17 protein-coding genes are annotated in these 18,082 nt (G+C 67.1%); 6 read left to right on the top strand and 11 right to left on the bottom strand.

Features of this window, described 5'->3' with window-relative positions; genetic code table 11:
* Positions 1–238 precede the first annotated feature (238 nt).
* The 3 genes from ACZ7KI_RS38510 (at position 239) to ACZ7KI_RS38500 (ending at position 3,240) form a co-directional block, all read left to right on the top strand.
* The gene (locus tag ACZ7KI_RS38510; protein WP_465501805.1) at positions 239–1,309 is read left to right on the top strand and encodes an AAA family ATPase; all 1,071 of its coding nucleotides are present in this window, start codon (positions 239–241) and stop codon (positions 1,307–1,309) included.
* Positions 1,310–1,378: 69 nt separating this feature from the next.
* Entirely contained in the window at positions 1,379–2,263 is an 885-nt protein-coding gene (locus tag ACZ7KI_RS38505; protein ID WP_465494975.1) for a DUF58 domain-containing protein, read from the top strand.
* The gene (locus ACZ7KI_RS38500) at positions 2,260–3,240 is read left to right on the top strand and encodes a VWA domain-containing protein (RefSeq protein WP_465501806.1); all 981 of its coding nucleotides are present in this window, start codon (positions 2,260–2,262) and stop codon (positions 3,238–3,240) included. Before ACZ7KI_RS38505 ends, ACZ7KI_RS38500 begins: the two co-directional genes overlap by 4 nt.
* An 18-nt stretch (positions 3,241–3,258) precedes the next feature.
* Here the strand turns inward: ACZ7KI_RS38500 and ACZ7KI_RS38495 are convergent, their stop codons facing one another.
* Positions 3,259–3,720 carry a tRNA (cytidine(34)-2'-O)-methyltransferase gene (locus ACZ7KI_RS38495; RefSeq protein WP_470277939.1) on the bottom strand — a complete coding sequence of 154 codons (462 nt, stop codon included), beginning with the start codon at positions 3,718–3,720 and terminating at the stop codon, positions 3,259–3,261.
* A gap of 111 nt (positions 3,721–3,831) precedes the next feature.
* Between ACZ7KI_RS38495 and ACZ7KI_RS38490 the strand changes: the two genes are divergently transcribed.
* The gene (locus ACZ7KI_RS38490) at positions 3,832–5,427 is read left to right on the top strand and encodes an alkaline phosphatase D family protein (RefSeq protein ID WP_470277938.1); all 1,596 of its coding nucleotides are present in this window, start codon (positions 3,832–3,834) and stop codon (positions 5,425–5,427) included.
* Here the strand turns inward: ACZ7KI_RS38490 and ACZ7KI_RS38485 are convergent.
* The 8 genes from ACZ7KI_RS38485 to ACZ7KI_RS38450 all read right to left on the bottom strand — a co-directional run bounded on the left by ACZ7KI_RS38485 (position 5,415) and on the right by ACZ7KI_RS38450 (position 14,386).
* A complete protein-coding gene (locus ACZ7KI_RS38485; RefSeq protein WP_470277937.1) occupies positions 5,415–5,846 on the bottom strand; it encodes an acyl-CoA thioesterase in 432 nt (143 codons plus the stop codon). The genes ACZ7KI_RS38490 and ACZ7KI_RS38485 overlap by 13 nt on opposite strands.
* A gap of 84 nt (positions 5,847–5,930) precedes the next feature.
* Positions 5,931–7,523 carry a hypothetical protein gene (locus ACZ7KI_RS38480; protein ID WP_470277936.1) on the bottom strand — a complete coding sequence of 531 codons (1,593 nt, stop codon included), beginning with the start codon at positions 7,521–7,523 and terminating at the stop codon, positions 5,931–5,933.
* Positions 7,523–8,272 carry a hypothetical protein gene (locus tag ACZ7KI_RS38475; protein WP_470277935.1) on the bottom strand — a complete coding sequence of 250 codons (750 nt, stop codon included), beginning with the start codon at positions 8,270–8,272 and terminating at the stop codon, positions 7,523–7,525. The genes ACZ7KI_RS38480 and ACZ7KI_RS38475 overlap by 1 nt, the downstream gene beginning before the upstream one ends.
* A gap of 344 nt (positions 8,273–8,616) precedes the next feature.
* Positions 8,617–9,903, bottom strand: a complete 1,287-nt coding sequence (locus ACZ7KI_RS38470; RefSeq protein ID WP_470277934.1) for an alpha/beta hydrolase family protein — start codon at positions 9,901–9,903, stop codon at positions 8,617–8,619.
* A gap of 100 nt (positions 9,904–10,003) precedes the next feature.
* Entirely contained in the window at positions 10,004–10,945 is a 942-nt protein-coding gene (locus ACZ7KI_RS38465; protein WP_470277933.1) for a TAXI family TRAP transporter solute-binding subunit, read from the bottom strand.
* Complete coding sequence (locus ACZ7KI_RS38460; RefSeq protein WP_470277932.1) at positions 10,942–12,345, bottom strand: sensor histidine kinase; 1,404 nt, start codon at positions 12,343–12,345, stop codon at positions 10,942–10,944. Before ACZ7KI_RS38460 ends, ACZ7KI_RS38465 begins: the two co-directional genes overlap by 4 nt.
* A gap of 3 nt (positions 12,346–12,348) precedes the next feature.
* A complete protein-coding gene (locus ACZ7KI_RS38455; RefSeq protein WP_470277931.1) occupies positions 12,349–13,011 on the bottom strand; it encodes a response regulator transcription factor in 663 nt (220 codons plus the stop codon).
* 16 nt (positions 13,012–13,027) lie between these two features.
* Complete coding sequence (locus tag ACZ7KI_RS38450; protein ID WP_470277930.1) at positions 13,028–14,386, bottom strand: MFS transporter; 1,359 nt, start codon at positions 14,384–14,386, stop codon at positions 13,028–13,030.
* 191 nt (positions 14,387–14,577) lie between these two features.
* Here ACZ7KI_RS38450 and fabG point away from each other — a divergent pair, with 191 nt between their 5' ends.
* Complete coding sequence (gene fabG, locus ACZ7KI_RS38445; RefSeq protein ID WP_470277929.1) at positions 14,578–15,282, top strand: 3-oxoacyl-ACP reductase FabG; 705 nt, start codon at positions 14,578–14,580, stop codon at positions 15,280–15,282.
* Positions 15,283–15,331: 49 nt separating this feature from the next.
* A complete protein-coding gene (gene fabI / locus ACZ7KI_RS38440) occupies positions 15,332–16,099 on the top strand; it encodes an enoyl-ACP reductase FabI (protein WP_061986623.1) in 768 nt (255 codons plus the stop codon).
* Between the two features lie 328 nt (positions 16,100–16,427).
* On the opposite strand, the gene ACZ7KI_RS38435 is transcribed toward fabI, so the two are convergent.
* Complete coding sequence (locus tag ACZ7KI_RS38435) at positions 16,428–16,832, bottom strand: nuclear transport factor 2 family protein (RefSeq protein ID WP_470277928.1); 405 nt, start codon at positions 16,830–16,832, stop codon at positions 16,428–16,430.
* Positions 16,833–16,840: 8 nt separating this feature from the next.
* Entirely contained in the window at positions 16,841–18,019 is a 1,179-nt protein-coding gene (locus ACZ7KI_RS38430) for a Cmx/CmrA family chloramphenicol efflux MFS transporter (protein WP_470277927.1), read from the bottom strand.
* Positions 18,020–18,082 lie beyond the last annotated feature (63 nt).

Here is an 18,082-nt window from a genome sequence, read left to right as displayed (position 1 = left end):
AGATCGGGCCTCTGCTGGTCGTGATCATGATGTGGTGTCTAGATCACTAGCAGAGGCCCGACCCATACCCACCATCGGGATCACAGACAGGCTCTTAGGACACGGCCTAGCCTGGATGGCCCCCTTCACAGCCGTCATACCGGTGGTCCGGTTGGCTACCTTCACGCACGGCTGTGCCACCGACCACTACGGTCACATCCGGACGCAAGAACGCAAGCGGGGAACACAGGAGGCACGAGTGACCGAGCCCGGCTACGCCGACGGCGCGCAGCAGCAGCCCGGAACGCCGGCGCGGGACGCCCAGTTGCTGGAGCGGACCGTGTTCGAGGTCAAGCGGATCATCGTCGGCCAGGACAGGCTGGTCGAGCGGATGCTGGTCGGCCTGCTGGCCAAGGGCCACCTCCTGCTCGAAGGTGTCCCCGGTGTCGCGAAGACCCTCGCCGTCGAGACCTTCGCGCGAGTGGTCGGGGGCTCGTTCTCCCGCGTGCAGTTCACCCCTGACCTGGTCCCCGCAGACATCCTCGGCACCCGGATCTACCGGCAGGGCGCCGAGCGGTTCGACGTCGAGCTGGGCCCGGTGGTGGCGAACTTCGTGCTCGCCGACGAGATCAACCGCGCGCCCGCGAAGGTGCAGTCGGCAATGCTCGAGGTGATGGCGGAGCGGCACGTGTCGATCGGCGGGCAGACCTTCGAGATGCCCGACCCGTTCCTCGTGCTCGCCACGCAGAACCCGATCGAGAACGAGGGCGTGTACCCGCTGCCCGAGGCGCAGCGCGACCGGTTCCTCTTCAAGATCGTCGTCGAGTACCCGACCGCCGAGGAAGAGCGGGAGATCATCTACCGGATGGGTGTCACCCCGCCCACCCCGCAGGAGGTGCTCTCCCCGGGTGAGCTGGTCCGGCTGCAGGGCGTGGCCTCGCAGGTGTTCGTGCACCACGCGCTGGTCGACTACGTCGTCCGTCTCGTGCTGACCACCCGTACCCCGAACGACCACGGTCTCGCCGACGTCGCGGGCTGGGTGTCCTACGGTGCCTCGCCGCGTGCCAGCCTCGGCATCATCGCCGCCTCGCGGGCGCTGGCGCTGGTCCGCGGCCGCGACTACGTGCTGCCGCAGGACGTCGTCGACGTCGTCCCGGACGTGCTGCGTCACCGGCTCGTGCTGTCCTACGACGCGCTGGCCGACGGCGTCCCCATCGACCACATCATCACGCGGGTGCTGCAGACCGTGCCGTTGCCGCAGGTCTCGGCCCGTCCGCAGGGCGGCACCGGGCAGGGCGGCCCGGTCCCGGCAGGCGTACCGGTCAGGTAGGGAAGTCGCGTGAAGAACGAGAAGGGCGAACGTCCTTCCTGGGCTCCGCCGGTACTCCGCGGGGAGCGGATGGAGGCGGGCCTGCGCACGCTCGAACTCGACGTGCGCCGCCGTCTCGACGGTCTGCTGCAGGGAAACCACCTCGGACTGGTGCCAGGACCGGGTTCGGAACCGGGGGAAGCCCGGCCGTATCAGCCCGGCGACGACGTCCGCCGGATGGACTGGGCGGTCACCGCGCGGACGACGAGTCCGCATATCCGGGAGACCGTCGCCGACCGTGAACTGGAGACGTGGCTGGTGGCGGACGTGTCCGCGAGCCTCGACTTCGGTACCGCGCTGTGCGAGAAGCGTGACCTGGTCGTCTGCGCGACGGCCGCGGTCGCCCACCTGACCGGTGGGGGCGGCAACCGGATCGGCGCGCTGGTCACGAACGGGGCGGGCAGTATCACGCGTATCCCGGCGCGCGGCGGTCTTCCGCACGCGCGGGGGCTGGTCCGCAAGATCGCCGAGACCCCGCGTGCCGAAGTGGGTGTCCGCGGGGATCTCGCCGCGGCGCTGGAGAAACTGCGCCGTCCGCCCCGCCGTCGCGGGCTCGCCGTCGTGATCTCCGACTTCCTCGGTGACACGGAATGGCAGCGCGCGTTGCGTGCCCTCGGCGGGCACCACGACCTCATCGCCATCGAAGTCCTCGACCCGCGCGACATCGACCTGCCCGACGTGGGCACCGTCGTGCTGGCCGACCCGGAGACAGGGAAACAGCGCGAAGTGCACGCTTCGGCCTTGCTGCGCAAGGAATTCGGCGCCGCGGCGCACGCTCACCGGCAGGAGGTCGCGGCCGCGCTGCGGCGGGCCGGTGCCGCGCATCTGGTGCTGCGCACCGATTCGGACTGGATCGCCGACATGGTCCGGTTTGTGGTGGCCCGCAAACGCCGCTGGTCCGGTGGTGTCGCGTGAGCCTGACCGGATTCGCCTCGCCGTGGTGGTTCCTGCTGCTGCTGGCGGTCGCCGCGGTCGCCGTCGGTTACGTGCTTTCCCAGCGCGCGCGGCGCAAGCGCACCATGCGGTTCGCCAACCTGGAACTGCTGGACAAGATCGCGCCGAAGAGCCAAGGCTGGGTGCGGCACGTTCCCGCCATCCTGATCGTGTTGTCGCTGCTGGTGCTCACCGTCGCCCTCGCCGGACCGACGGCCGAGCAGAAGGTGCCCCGCAACCGGGCCACCGTGATGCTGGTGATCGACACCTCGCTGTCGATGGAAGCGACCGACGTCGCGCCCACCCGGCTGAAGGCGGCCCAGGAGTCGGCGCGTTCGTTCGCGCAGAACATGACCCCGGGGGTGAACCTCGGGCTGATCTCGTTCGCGGGGACGGCGACCGTGCTGGTCGCGCCGACCACCGATCGCGGCGGTGTCGTGAAGGCGATCGACAACCTGAAGCTCGCGCAGTCGACGGCCACCGGTGAAGGGATCTTCGCCGCGCTGCAGTCGATCGAGAGTTTCTCGGCGATCGTCGGTGGCGCGGAAGGCCCGCCACCCGCCCGGATCGTCCTGATGAGTGACGGCAAACAGACGGTCCCGGACGACCTGTACGCACCGCGAGGCGGCTACACGGCCGCGCAGGCCGCCAAACAGGCACAGGTGCCGATCTCGTCGATCTCGTTCGGGACCACGCACGGCTCGGTCGACATCGACGGCAAACCCCAGGACGTGAAGGTCGACGACGAGTCGCTGGAGGAGATCGCGCGGCTTTCGGGCGGCGATTTCTACAAGGCGGCCAGCGCGGACGAGCTGAAACGCGTGTACAACGACCTCGGCGAGCAGATCGGTTACGAACTGAAGGACGCCGACGCGAGCCGTCCATGGGTCATCATCGGGACTTTGGTCTTGATGATCGGCGCCGCCGCTTCGCTCTTCCTGGGGCAGCGGTTGCCGTAGGGGACCCCTCATGACACTTCACGGGGTCGCGAAGCCGTTCTGCCGCCAAGCCTCGTAGACACTGATCGCGGCGGTGTTCGAAAGGTTCAGGGACCGGCTCGACGGCAGCATCGGCAGCCGCACCCGATCGGTCACCTCGGGGGCCGACTGAACCTCAAGAGGCAGCCCGGCCGACTCCGGCCCGAACATCAGCACGTCTCCTGGCTCGTACGCGACGTCGGTGTGCAGCCGCGTCGCCGAAGCACTGAACGCGTACACCCGCGCGGGGAGCAGCGCCGCCCACGCCGCGTCGAGGTCCGCGTGGACGTGGACGCGCGCGAGGTCGTGGTAGTCGAGCCCGGCACGCCGCAACTGCTTGTCCTCCAGCGTGAAACCGAGCGGCTCCACCAGGTGGAGTTCGCAGCCGGTGTTCGCGGTCAAGCGGATCGCGTTACCCGTGTTGGGCGGGATTTCCGGGCGGTAGAACAGGATGCGGAACACGAGGGTTGATCGTCTTTCGTTCACGGGCGCTTCGCCTGAGCGCGGCCGGGTGGCCATCAAGCCGGACGAGCATGAGGCCCGCCCGTGACCATCCCACCACAGGAGGGCTTCATGCCTTCGCTCCCTCACCCCCTGTCGCGGCGTCGCTTCCTCGGTTACGGCTCCGCCGGGGCGGCCGCCGTCCTGCTGGGGACCGGTGCCTGGAACGCCGCCGGCGCGATGCCGCTCGCTCGCGGTGCCGGCGACCCGTTCACCCTCGGCGTCGCGTCGGGCGATCCGTTGCCCGGCGGTGTCGTGCTCTGGACCAGGCTCGCGCCGCGGCCCTACGAAGCCGACGGCTTCAGCGGTATGCCGCGGACGCCGGTTCGCGTCGAGTACGAGGTGTCGCTCGACGAGCGGTTCCGCGCCGTGATCCGCCGCGGGTCCGCGGTCGCCACGCCCGAACTCGGTCACTCCGTGCACCCCGAGATCCACGGTCTCGCGCCGGACCACGAGTACTTCTACCGCTTCCGCGCGGGCGGGGAGATCTCTCCGGTCGGCCGCACGCGGACCGCGCCGGTCGCGTGGTCGTCGCCGCGCGAGCTGAACTTCGCGTTCGCGTCGTGCCAGAACTGGGAGGCTGGGCACTTCACCGCGTACGAGCACATGGCGGCCGAAGACCTCGACCTGGTCGTGCACCTGGGGGACTACCTCTACGAAAGCGGCGTCACGGGCGTCGGTCGCGGCACGCCGGTCGGGCCGCAGTTCAAGGGCGAGACCTTCGATCTCGCCCGCTACCGGCTGCAGTACGCGCTCTACAAGTCCGAGGCGCCGTTGATGGCCGCGCACGCCGCCTTCCCGTGGATCCACGTCAACGACGACCACGAGGTCGAGAACAACTGGGCGGGCGACCACTCCCAAGCCGACAACGAACCCGACCAGGACCCGGCGGTGTTCCGCCAGCGCCGCGCCCAGGCGTTCCAGGCGATGTACGAGCACCTGCCGTACCGCGTCGCCCAGCTGCCGAAGGGGCCGGACGCGCGGCTGCACCGGCGCCTGAGCTACGGCACGCTCGCCGAGTTCACCATGCTCGACACCCGCCAGTACCGCGACGACCAGCCCTGCGGTGACGGCCAGTCGGCGAACTGCACCGATCGCTTCGACGAAGACAGGACCCTGCTCGGCGCGGAACAGCGGCAGTGGCTGCTCGACGGCTTTTCCCGATCCCGCGCGCGATGGCAAATCCTGGGCAACCAGGCGCCGATGGGCCAGACCGACACTGACGCGGGCGCCGCCACCAACGTCTACCTCGACCCGTGGGACGGCTACGTCGCCGACCGTGACCGTGTCCTCGCCGCGGCTCAGGACCGGGGCGTGCGGAACCTGGTGGTCATCACCGGCGACCGGCACCAGAACTACGCCTGGGACCTCAAGCGCGACTTCGGCGACCCGGGTTCGCCCACCGTGGCGAGCGAGTTTGTCGGGACGTCGATCACCAGTGGTGGCAACGGCGCCGACATGACACCCGCCGGGGAGAACCTGCTGAAGGCCAACCCGCACATGAAGTTCTTCAACAACCAGCGCGGCTACGTCCGGGTCAACGTGAACCGCCAGCGCTGGCGCAGCGACTTCCGGGTGGTGCCCTACGTCAACACCCCCGGCGCGCCGATCAGCACGCGGGCCAGCTACGCCGTGGAGGACCGGCGCCCCGGCGTTCAGTCCGCCTGAGCGGGCAGGAGGGCGGCGTACGCCTCGCGCACGGACGCGGGCGGCGCCGCCTTCCTGAGCGTCACCGGATCGACGAAGACGTAGCGCGTCTTCACCTCCGTGCACAGGGTTCCGCCGCGGCGGATCTCGAAGTCGATGATCAGCGACGTCGTCCCGAGATGGTCCAGGAAAACGGCGATGACCAGGTCGTCGTCGTAGCGGCACGGCGCGTGGTAGCGGAGGTTCGATTCGGCGACCACGAGGTCGGCGCCGTGCTCCAGCGCGTTCTTGTGGGATCCGAAGAGGGCCTTCTCCACGTCGAACATGGCCATGTCGACGTAGGCGAGATAGTGCGCGTTGAAGACGATGCCCTGCCCGTCGCATTCGTGGTAGCGCACGCGCAGCGGCATCTCGACGATCGGTTTCCGTGGCTCTGTCACGATTCCAACCCTACCGCCTTCGCCTTGAAGGGGTTGTCTCATGCCGGACATGAGAAAACCCCTTCAAGGGCAGTGAAGCATTCTTTAGCCAGAGAGGTACTCCAGAACTGCGGCTACCGCAGCGTTGCGCATTTGGCGTGCGCGCTTCTCGCCGACGTAATACGCTTTTGTGAAGTCTTTTTCGCTGGCGCCGAGGACTTGACCTATTGTTGCGAGATTTAGCTCTGCTAATTTTGACTTCTGAAACGAGGATATATCGAGAACGCTACTTGAGGTGGCAAGACGCGCGGTAAGTGCCAAGTTGTCGCTGGCATCGAGATCGCCGATCGCAAAATCCTTGATTTTCTTGTATGCGTAGTGATTTGCGCCGAACTCGACAAAACGTTTTATTGATAAAGACTTTCGGACATGGGCTCCGTAGGCAACGGGTTCTGCATTTAATGCGAACTGGCAACCAAGGTTTACCATATACCTAGTGCCAACCTCGCTGCGAGTGGCCCTGATTCCGGAGACGCCTTCTTGTAAGATTCCGCTATAGCATAGAAGACGTAGTGCTTCGCGTGCCGCCTGAGGGGCGTCGCGATGGACCCATATGTATGAGGACGTTTCCTTATTTCCTCCCTTGTTGCGCCTATGAAGTTCTGGTAGAACGTCGCTTTCTATGAAAGTTCTGCCCCAGTCGATGAGCTCGCGATGGCCGGGAAAGCGTTCGGCCAGACTCGAGTGTTCCGCCCAGATTTCCTCGCGATAGTACTCGCGAATGCTTTCTTGGACGTTTCTTCTATTGAAAGGAGTGCTGCGACTTAACGTCTTGAGCAGAATTCGCGGATTTCCGGTGGCTGCGTATGCTAAAACATCAAAAATCTCGCCGTTGCGCTCTATTGAAGTACTGATGGACCTGTCTTGTTTGAGTACAATTTCGCGCATCGCTTCGGGATATTGTCGCTCTGTTACAGTTCGATCTACGGTTAGAACCGTGGCGTCGTGGCTGGGCTGGAACGAGTGGCCAAACGCGGTCGCGCCGGGATAAACTGCAGCTTTGACGGATATAAATGGGCTTCTGAGGTCGCGCATGAGCGTGAAGAATTGTCGCTGTTGTTCTGGTAGAAATACGTGAGCCGCCTCGTCTACAAAAATCGCAATGCGATTTAATCCCGTGTGGCGACACAGATCTTCCACGGCGTCCCTGATTGTTTCTGGTCCGGGGACGTCTTTGGGGTCGATTTCCTGGGCGCCGCGCCAGGCGTTTTCGAAGCTGTCTTCAATATTCTGCAGGTGAGATCGAGTGGAAGAGGAGTTTTCGCCTCTAATGGCGGCAATCGTCGCACCTTCAGGGAGAGTGTATCCATTGACTGAGGCTGCGCGAACTATCTGGTTGCATAGCTTGGCCATCATCCATAAAAGAAACCTCTCCGCAGTAGGGTCGGTTATTAGCGTTGCGCGAGCAAATGTTACATATACGGGAAGAACCTTATCGCTATTGATGGACGTAAGTAGCTCTGTTTCGGCGACGCGCAGCAAAAAAGATTTTCCGACGCCGCGGCTGCCTCGAAGGATTACCGGCGAACGACCTTTGAGCGTATCAATAATTGTCCTGTCTGTTGTGGTTTCGACCAGGTAATCCATAACTTCTTCGCGTCTGATATCTTCTGTCCTGAAGAAGAAATCCCCGGCCATTACTGATCCGCCTTCTTTTCTACGGGCATGCCAAGTATTTCTCGCATAAATTCGATGTGCGAGAAGGAGTGCTCAAGGGTCGCTAAAATTCCCTGGTCGGCAAGCGAAGTCTCGTCGCCGTACCTGCAGAATATCAAAAATAGCACGCATTCAGCAGACTTTAGCGCCACCTCGCTCCATGGCACAAAGGCGCTTTCAGTATAAGAAAATGATACTGGCAGGTCGCGTGTTACTGTTTCTTTTCCGTGCAGGAATTGGGAGCAGGTTCTGTAGCACGAAGCAGCCGCGACGGCATACTTTGCTGCACTCTCGACGGCTCGTGGATTGAACTCCTGGACGAAGTCCTTTGCGAGAATTCCTTCAGTCTCGTCGAGTGCGCGCGACCATGAAAAATCCTGCCGATCTGATATCCATCGCCTGCGCGATAGCTCATTTGCTGAAAAGTATACTGCCGCAAAGCTTAGCTCTAAAAATAGTCGAAGCCCTGAATATGCGTGCCTGTACTGGCCGGCGGCTGCGGCGTATATAGAATGCGCGAGACTTACTTGCCCCTCTCTAATTTGACTGATTTCGGGGCGGCTTGACAACCTTTTTTCCCACGTCTTGATGTCGATGTCGAGCTGTAGAAGCTTTCCAACTCGATCGCGATGAAACTCCAAAGTTTGTTTGATTGAATCGCTAGCGTCGCGGTTTATCTCAATTAAATGTTGCTCTGCAGTGGAGTTCCTTGTTGATTTCGGGCTGCTCATCGGAGGGCCTGCGCAGATAGGCCTGGAGGCAAATATAGGTCATTCAAATGTGTTTCTTCTGGCACTGCTGTCGCATTTGCCAAGCGTGTATCCGTGTGCCCCTGCCAGGGGGCCTTGGCTCTGTCTCGCGCTTCTGTGGCAAGTAACCGCATGTGTCAGAGGTCGTCTGAGCGTGTGGTTGCGTTACGTCACCATGTCTGAAACATACTAGTGCGATACGACGTGGCGACCTCCTTCGTGGGGCAGCTGGGTTTGGCTAGGGCGGCGTGGACCTGGTGGCTAGCTCCCGACTTGTGTGAAGGCCTTCATCCCCGTCTGGGACGAAGGCCTTCACGCGCGTCCGGTCAGTCGATGAAGTCGATGTTCGGATGCCGTGGCGACTCACCGTCGAACAGGTGCCTGTCCCGGCCCTTCAGGTGCAGGTCGAAGAACGCGCCGATGTACTCCCGTTGCGCGGCGAGCGAACGACGGGGATCGATGGTGCCGATCACCGCTTCCCGCTTCTCCGGCGCCACTCGCGAACCGAGCTGCGGCACCACGACCTGCAGATCGCTGTACGACATGTGCGTGCTGCCGCCGCGTAGGAGCAGATCCCGCTTCCAGCCCCGCTGGCTGGCCCAGAAATCCGCCCAGCTGCGGTCGAATTCGGGATGCCGGTGCGTGTGCTCCCTTGGCTTCCCGTTCTCGTCGACACCCTCGGCACCCATCAGCATGAACGGCCGGTCGAGCCCGCGTTTCGTGACTTCGCCGGGCACGTAGGCACTGCCCGGCGGATAGCCGAACGCGGTCGCCATGGCGCCGTCGAGGTTGATCCCGGCGTCGACCCGGCGGTCGTGGACCATCGTCTCACCGGCGGTGAACCCGCCGTAGGAATGCCCGTAGGCGCCGACCCTGGACAGGTCGAGCGACCAGCCGAGCCCCTGGGGGAGCTGCCGCTTCTCCGCGTCGGGATTCTCGCCCTTGGCGATCTTGGCGAGCTGGTCGAGGACGAACCGGCTGTCGGCGACCCGCGCGTCGAGCGCCTTCTTCATGAACTCGGGACCTTCTCCGGGCGGTAGCGCGGTTTCCAGCCGTCCGCCGGGGAATTCGACCGCCGCGCTCTCGTAGGTGTGCGAGAGCGAGACGACCACATAGCCGCGGCTCGCCAGATCGTCGACGATCGCCGAGTACGTCTCCCGTGGGCCGCCGAAACCGGGGGAGAAGAGCGCGACCGGCTTCGGGGCGCCGTGCGCCACGGGGACGCCGATCTCGGCCCTCCGCTTCGCCGACGCCCAGTCGATGGAGCCGACCGGGAGGCCGAGGTAGTCCTCGCCCGCCAGTGCCTGGTCGATGACGGCGCTCATCCCGGGCGTGAGCCACGGCGCCCGCGGCCCTTCGGCGAACCGCTCCGCCGGGTAGGTGACGGTGACCATGAGTTCCCGGCGCCGCTCCGGCTGCCACGGATCGGCGCGGGAGCCGTCGACGAGATGGAGGTCGGTGGTGCCGACGTCGTAGTGGCCGGTGAGGGCCGGTGCGGTGAGCTTGGCCTGGTCGGCCGCGACGGCGGGGGCCGCCGTGACGAGCCCGCCCGCGAGCGCGAGGCCCGCGATCAGCGCCGAACCCCGCACCACCCTGGTGTGTCTCGATGACACTGCTGGAGTCCTTCCGGATCGGGGCGGCCCGATGGCCGCCTTCTTCCGACCCTGGCAGCGCCCTGGTGCGACGCGCATCCCTCTGGAGATGGAGTCCGGATCACCCGTGCAGGGCACGGTAGGCCGACGCGGACCCAGGGTGCAGTGGCACCTTGCCGGTGCCGATCAGCGTCCGGACGTCGAGGAACTGGGTCCCGACGGCAGGCGCCGGGACGAGGTCGGCGGCGTGTCCGGCCAGGGTGCGCGCGACGGCGGCGGCGACGTCGTCGGGCAGGGAAGGCGCCGCCAGCAACAGGTTCGCGACGCCGATGGTGCGCAGCTCGCCGACTCCTTGGTAGGCCTGCGACGGAACGTGGACCTGGTCGTACACCGGTCCGTAGCCCGCGCGCAACGCCGGGAGGTGCGCGTCGAGGGGGAGGAGGGTGATCGCGGTGGTCCGGTTCAGCTCGGTCAGCGCGGGCGTGGGGATGCCGCCCGACCAGAACAGCGCGTCGACCTCGTGCGCCACCAGCGCGTTGATCGCTTCTCCGAGCAGGAGGTTCTTCGGTTTCACCGGGACTTCGGCCCTGGCGAACAGCCGGGTGCTGAACACCGCCACGCCGGACCCGTTCGCGCCCATCGCCACCGGCCGCCCGGCGAGATCGGCGAGGGATCGCACGCCGCCGTCCGCGCGGACCACGAGCTGGTGATAGTTCTCGTAGACGCGGCCGATGGCCGAGAACGCGATCGGGACGGTGAACGGATCCGCGCCGGCGAAGGCGGATTCGGCGACGTCGCCGAGGACGAGCCCGAGATCGGCCCGGCCGTCCCGCAGCCGTCGCAGGTTCTCGACGCTGGCCTCGGTCGCGACGGCCGTCGCGCGCAGCCGCGGTTCGGCCCGGTTCAGCTGCTGGGCCAGCAGTTCCGCGAAGGCGAGGTAGAAACCGCCGCTCTCGCCCGCCGCGATGACGACCTCGCGTTCCGGCCCTTGATACCCCGCCGTCGAACAGCCCGCGAGGGCGGCGAGGCCGGCGAAGATGGCGGTGCGCCTCGTGACGGTCATGGCGTTCCTCCCGTCGCCAGAGGGAGTTCGACGCGGACTTCGAGTCCGTGCGGTTCGGCTTGGCGCAGTTCGAGTTTCCCGCCCCTGGCGAGCACATGCTGGTTCGCGATCGAGAGCCCGAGTCCCGTTCCCCGTGGCGCGCCGTCACCACCGGCACGCCAGAACCGTTCGGTCGCGCGTTCACGGTCCTCTGTGGACAGTCCGGGTCCGTTGTCGGACACGAAGACCGTGGCGGTCGTGTCACCGGTTTCGTAGCCGGTGGTGATGGTCGCGCCGCGGCCGGCGTAGTGCACCGCGTTGTCCAGCAGGACGTCGAGCACTTGGCCCAGATCGCCTTCCGGGCACCGCACGGTCACCGGCTCGTGGTGGCCTTCCGCGGCCGCGAGGTCGACTCCCGCGTCGTCGGCCGACGGACGCCACGCGTCGACCCGTTCCGCGAGCACGGAAGGGAGATCGCAGGGTTCGTCGCCGGGTTCGCCCGCGGCCAGCCGGGTCACCGCGCTTTCGGCGAGTGCCAGCGCGAGCAGTCCGTCGAGCAGGGATTCCAGGCGCTCGACCTCGGCGACGGTCGCCCGGTAGGCCCGCTGGCCGTCACCGCCGACCTGCGCGGCCAGCGAATCGACCCGCAGGCGCAAGGCGGCCAGGGGATTCCGCAACTGGTGTGACGTGTCCGCGACGAGACGGCGCTGCTGTTCCGAGGCCTCGACGACGGCGTCGGACATCCGGTTGAACGAGGTCGCGAGCGACCGCAGTTCCCTCGGCCCCGCCCGGTCGGGGACCTGCGCGCGATGTCCCTCGGTCACCGCCTGGACGCCGGTTTCCAGTTCGTGCAGCGGCCGCACCATCCACCGCGCCAGCAGGACCGCGAGCAGCACGAACAACGCCGCCACCAGAACCGCTCCCGCGACGATCGCGGCCCAGCGGGCGGCGACGTCGGCCGCGGCGGTCGCCACGGACGCCCGCAGCACGACCACGCCCGCCACCCGCGTCCCGGTGCCGACCGGACGGGCGAAGTAGACCGGGTCGGCGGACCACGGGCTCAGCTGTTCGGGGCCTTTCGCGGGCTGGTTGCGCAGGGCGGACTCGACCAGCGAGCGCACCACCGGTTCCGCGGCCGCCATCCCGCCGGTCTCGACCATCGGCATACCGCGCGCGTCGACCACGACGACGGCCTCGCCGTATAACGACGAATACCGCGCCGCGTCGACCGCCAGCGCGGAGAGATCGTCGGTGTCGACGGCCTGCTGGGCGAGGACGACGAACCGGTCGACGTCGGCGTTGCGGGCGATGACCAGCTGCTGGGTCCGCTGCGCCGCGGTCGAGCCGAACAGCGGGACCGCGAACGCGGCGACCACGGTCAGCGCGAGTGCCACGAGGACGGCCAGCAGGCGGGTGCGCACCGGTCAGTCCCGGCCCAGCCGATAGCCGAAGCCCCGGATCGTCGTCAGCAGTCCCGGCCTGTCGAGCTTCGCGCGCAGCTGGGTCAGATGCACGTCCAGTGAGCGGGAGACGGCGAGGTACGCGTCGCCCCAGACCTCGTCCATCAGCTGCTGGCGGCTCACCGCGGTACCCGGCCGCGCGGCGAGCACGGCCAGGACGGCGAATTCCTTGGCGGTGAGCCCGATGTCGGTCCCGTCGACGAGCACGCGCCGCGCGTGCAGGTCGATCTCGACGTCTTCGACGCGGACGACGCCGTCTTGCGGAGCGGTCGAGACCGCGGCTCGCCGGACGACCGCGTCCATCCTCGCCAGCAGTTCGGCCAGGCGGAACGGTTTGGTCAGGTAGTCGTCGGCGCCGAGCCGCAGGCCGCGCACCACGGACCGCTCGTCCCCGATGGCGGTGAGCACGAGCACCGGAACCGGCGAGACCTGCCGGACCTTCCTGAGGACGTCGAGCCCGTTCATGTCGGGCAGGTTGAGATCCAGCAGGATCACGTCGGCCGCGCGATGCCGGTGCAGCGCGTCGCTGCCGCGGATCGCGTGGGAGACGGTGTGGCCGCGCGCCTGGAGTGTTTCGACGAGCGCGTCGGCGACTCCGGCGTCGTCTTCGACGAGCAGCACGCGCACGGCCACACCTTCCCGCCTAGCCTTCGCGGCCGGACACGAGCTCGGCTTCGGGACGGGTCTTCTTGTCCAGCTCCGACGTCTTCGAGGTTTCCCGCATTGTGCCGTACACGATGAGCGACACCAGGACGCAGCCCGCGACGTAGAAGAAGAACACCGATTCGTGGCCGGCGCCCTTCAGCGCCTGCGCGATGAGCTCGGCGGTGCCGCCGAAGATCGCCACGGTGAGCGCGTAGGGGAGCCCGACGCCGATGGCGCGGATCTTCGTCGGGAACAGCTCGGCCTTCACGATCGCGTTGATCGAGGTGTACCCGGTGACGATGACGAGTCCGGCCAGCATCAGCAGGAACGCGAGCACCGGCTGCTTGGTCCCGCCCATCAGCGTCATGATCGGGACGGTCAGCAGCGTGCCGGCGATCCCGAAGAACATCAGCAGCGGGCGACGGCCGATGCGGTCCGACAGCTTGCCGGCGAACGGCTGCAGGATCGCGGCGACGAGGATCGCGCAGAACAGGATCAGCGTGACCGTGCGGCGCGGGATACCGGCGGTGTTCTCCATGAACTTCTGGCTGTAGGTGGCGAAGGTGTAGAAGGACACCGTGCCGCCGAGGGTGAGCCCGACGACGAGCGCGATCTCCTTGGGGTACTTGATCAGCGCGCGCAGCGTGCCCTTGTCGCCCGCCTCCTTGCCGGTGCCGGACGCCTTGGCCTCCTCGAAGCTGGCCGACTCGTCCATCCCGCGGCGCAGGAACATCACCACGACCGCGGCCAGCGCGCCGACGACGAACGCGATCCGCCAGCCCCACGACGTCAGCTGCTGTTCGGTGAGGATGGCCTGCAGCAGCAGCTGGAGCCCGAGCGCCAGCAGCTGGCCGCCGTACAGCGTCACGTACTGGAAGCTGGAGTAGAAGCCGCGTTTGCCGGGAGTGGCCACTTCGGACAGATAGGTCGCGGAGGTCGAATACTCACCGCCGACCGAGAGCCCCTGGATGAGCCGGGCCACCAGCAGCAGGATCGGCGCGGCGATCCCGATCGTGGCGTAGGTCGGCGTCAGCGCGATCATCAGCGACCCGGCCGCCATCAACGTGACGGAAAGCACGAGAGCGCTTCGCCGCCCGAACCGGTCGGCGAACCGGCCCAGCATCCAGCCGCCGAGCGGCCGCATGAGGAACCCGACGGCGAACACCGCCGCCGTGCCGAGGAAGGCCGCCGTGGTGTCCTTCGTCGGGAAGAAGGACTTGGCGAAATACGTGGTGAAGGCGGCGTAGGCGTACCAGTCGTACCACTCGACCAGGTTGCCGATCGAGCCGCGCAGCACGTTGCCGACGACTCGCCTCTCGCTTACGGGCGGCGACGGTTCACCGATCCGGGTTGTCATCTTTGACCTCCTGTGTTCCGGCTCACGGTGAACAATCCGTGACGACTGGGCAAGGTTTCGGCCCGGTTCCTAACATCCGCTTAGGACGGTCGCGGTTACTCGGAGGTAGCGGTGGCGCGGCTCCGGCCGGTCCCGGGTGAGCCGATAACCTCAGTGCGTCAGCGGGACGAGGACGAGGCGAGGAGAGCTAAGTGGGACGGTCGGTACTGGTCACCGGCGGCAACCGCGGCATCGGTTTGGCGATCGCGAAGGACCTCGCGGCGCAGGGACACAAGGTCGCGATCACGCACCGCGGTTCCGGCGCGCCCGAAGGCCTCTTCGGCGTGCAAGCCGACGTCACGGACGCCGAGCAGATCGACGCCGCGTTCAAGCTCGTCGAGGAGCACCAGGGGCCCGTCGAGGTCCTGGTCGCGAACGCCGGGATGACCGATGACACCCTCCTCATGCGCATGAGCGAGGACCAGTTCACCCGCGTGGTGGACGCCAACCTCACCGGCGCCTACCGGGTCGCCAAGCGCGCCTCTCGTGGCATGCTGCGCGGCAAGTGGGGCCGCTACATCTTCATCTCGTCCGTCGTCGGCCTCACCGGTTCCGCCGGCCAGGTCAACTACGCGGCGAGCAAGGCGGGCCTCGTCGGTCTCGCCCGATCGCTGGCCCGTGAACTGGGCTCGCGCAACATCACCTCGAACGTCATCGCCCCGGGCTTCGTCGCCACGGACATGACCGACGAACTCGGCGAGGACCGCAAGAAGGAGATCCTCGCCCAGGTTCCCTCCGGCCGGTACGCCGAGCCGTCGGAGATCGCCGCCGCCGTCCGGTACCTCGCCTCCGAAGAGGCCGGGTACGTCAACGGCGCGGTGCTGCCGGTCGACGGCGGCCTCGGCATGGGCCACTGACGTCCCCCGCTTTTCCCGTACTGCTCACCCATTCCGGACTGGAGGTCCCGTGCCAGGACTGCTCGAAGGCAAGCGCCTGCTGATCACCGGCGTCATCACCGACGCCTCGCTCGCGTTCCACGCGGCCAAGATCGCGCAGCAGGAGGGCGCGAAGGTCGTGCTCACCGGCTTCGGCAGGCTGTCGCTCGTCGAGCGCATCGCCAAGCGTCTCCCCGAGGAGGCGCCGGTGCTGGAGCTGGACGTCACCAACCAGGAACACCTCGACTCGCTCGCCGACCGTGTCCGTGAGCACGTCGACGGTCTCGACGGTGTGCTGCACTCGATCGGGTTCGCCCCGCAGTCCTGCCTCGGCGCGCCGTTCCTGGACGCCCCCAGCGAGGACGTGAAGGTGGCCGTCGACGTCTCGGCGTACTCCTTCAAGGCCCTCGCCGTGGCGACGCTGCCGCTGCTCTCGCGGGGTTCGTCGATCGTCGGCATGGACTTCGACGCGCGTGTCGCGTGGCCCGCCTACAACTGGATGGGCGTCGCGAAGGCCGCGCTGGAGTCGGTGAACCGGTACCTGGCCCGCGACCTGGGCCCGCAGGGCATCCGGGTCAACCTGGTCAGCGCCGGTCCGATGAAGACCATGGCCGCGAAGTCGATCCCGGGCTTCGCGGATCTGGAGAACGGCTGGGGCGACCGCGCTCCGCTCGGCTGGGACAGCTCCGACCCGGACCCGACGGCGAAGTCCGTCTGCGCCGTGCTGTCGGACTGGCTGCCCGCCACCACCGGCTCGATGATCATGGTCGACGGCGGTCTGCACGCCACCGGCTTCTGAGGTCTTCCCCGCGCGTGACGGCCCCCTTCTGGGGCTAACGCCGGGGTTCCGGCGAAGTCGGCACTTTGCAGGTCGGGCACCTCTTCGCCATGGCGCAGGCCGACGATGGAGGATTTGGGACGTTCAACGTCCCAAATCCTCCATCGCCCGAACCTTGCAGGCACCAGTGATGTCACATCCGGACCATCAAGAGCGGCGCTGAGCGTGCTGGAAGTCCGTGAAGGCCTACGGCTGTCGCGGCTGACTTTCGTCACCGGGACCGGAGCGTCGCCGCGAAGCCCTCACTTGTGTTCCTTGTGGACAATAGGAGCGGCCGCCGCCGTCCCCTTCAGGGGAGGACGGCTTGTGCGACATGCCAGGAATCTTCGAGCAGCAGGTACTTGGTGATCAGGCCGTCGTCGTTCACCTCGAGCTGGATGGAGAAGGCCGTCTCGATCACCTTGCCGGTAGTGCGGATCGTCGAGCGCAGACGGCCGACCGCGACCGCGTGCGGCCCGTCGACGAGGAGGCGTTCGACGTCGAACCGGTCCTTGACGAGCCCCTTGTCGAGCAGGTCGTGGAACTCGCGGATCTCCGCCGGGTTCCGGCGCGGGCCGATCCACGGGACCAGTTCGGTCGCGCCGGGGATGTCCCACGCGACCTCGTCGGCGAAGAGTTCCGTGGCTCCGTCGGTGTCCCCTGTGGACATTCGGCGGAAGAACTCGGTGAGCGTGGCTTCGGTGCGTTCGGACATTGTTCTCCTTACTGGGTAACGGGTTCGCGGACCAAGCGGGTGTCGTCGGTGCGCTGGACACCGGCGGCGAAGGTGAGGGCGAGCATCGTGGCGACGCCGAGGCCGACGCTCACCCACGCGACGCTGGGATAGCCGAGACCGGCGTCGATCGACTCGCCGCCGAGCCACGGGCCGACGGTGTTGCCGACGTTGAACGCGGCAGTCGTGCTCGCGCCGACGAGCGTGGGCGCGTTGCCCGCCACGGCGAAGGCGCGCACGTTCAAGGCGGGGTTGACGCCGAATCCCGCGACGCCGAACAGGAAGACCGCGAAGATCGCCAACGGGGTCACCGGGCCGGACACCGCGAGCAGGACCAAGGCGAGCAGAGCGAGGGCCAGACCGCCGTAGAGCGTCAGGAATGGCCTCGCGTCCGCGAGGCGCCCTCCCACGGTGATCCCGATCAACGCACCGAGCCCGAACAGGGAGAGCACGCCGGGAACCCAGCCTTCGGGCAATCCGGCGACGTCGGTCAGTAGCGGCGCCAGGTAGCTGAACGTCGCGAAGATCATCGCCTGGGCGAGGGCGATCACGCCCAGCGCCAGCCAGAACCGGCCGCCGCGGTAGAGCCGCAGCTCGGTCGCGATCTCGGTCTTGGCGCCGTCCTGTGTCTCCGGGACGAGGGCGAAGACGCCGATCAGCGCGACGACGGTCAGCGCTGTGACCGCCCAGAACGCCGCCCGCCAGCCCGCGTGCTGCCCGAGGAAGGTTCCGGCGGGGACGCCGGCGATGTTCGCGACGGTGAGTCCGCCGACCAGGATGGCCAGTGCGCGCCCGCGTCGCTCGGCCGGGACCAGCGCGACGGCGGTGGCGGCCGCGACCGCCCAGAACCCGGCACAGGCGACCGCGCTGACGACGCGGGTCGCGAACAGGAGCGGGTAACCCGAACCGAGCGCGCCGACGACGTGCGAAAGCCCGAAGACGACGAGCAAACCCATCAAGGTGGCGCGCCTCGGCACGCGCAGGGTGGCGATCGCGAGCAGGGGAGCGCCGACGACCATGCCGATCGCGAAGGCCGAGATGAGCAGCCCGGCTTCGGGGATGCCGACGTTCAGGTCGGCCGCCATCCCCGGCAGCAGGCCGGTGATCATGAACTCGGACGTGCCGAGCGCGAACACGCTCAGCCCGAGGACGCAGACTGCCAAAGGCACGGGACTTCCTCCAGGTTTTGTATTGATCAGTCCAAAATGTGGGCAGCGTCGCACCCGGGTTCT

It is taken from the genome of Amycolatopsis sp. NPDC039088, from assembly GCF_055598845.1.
This window is presented reverse-complemented; position numbering and strand designations above follow the sequence as displayed.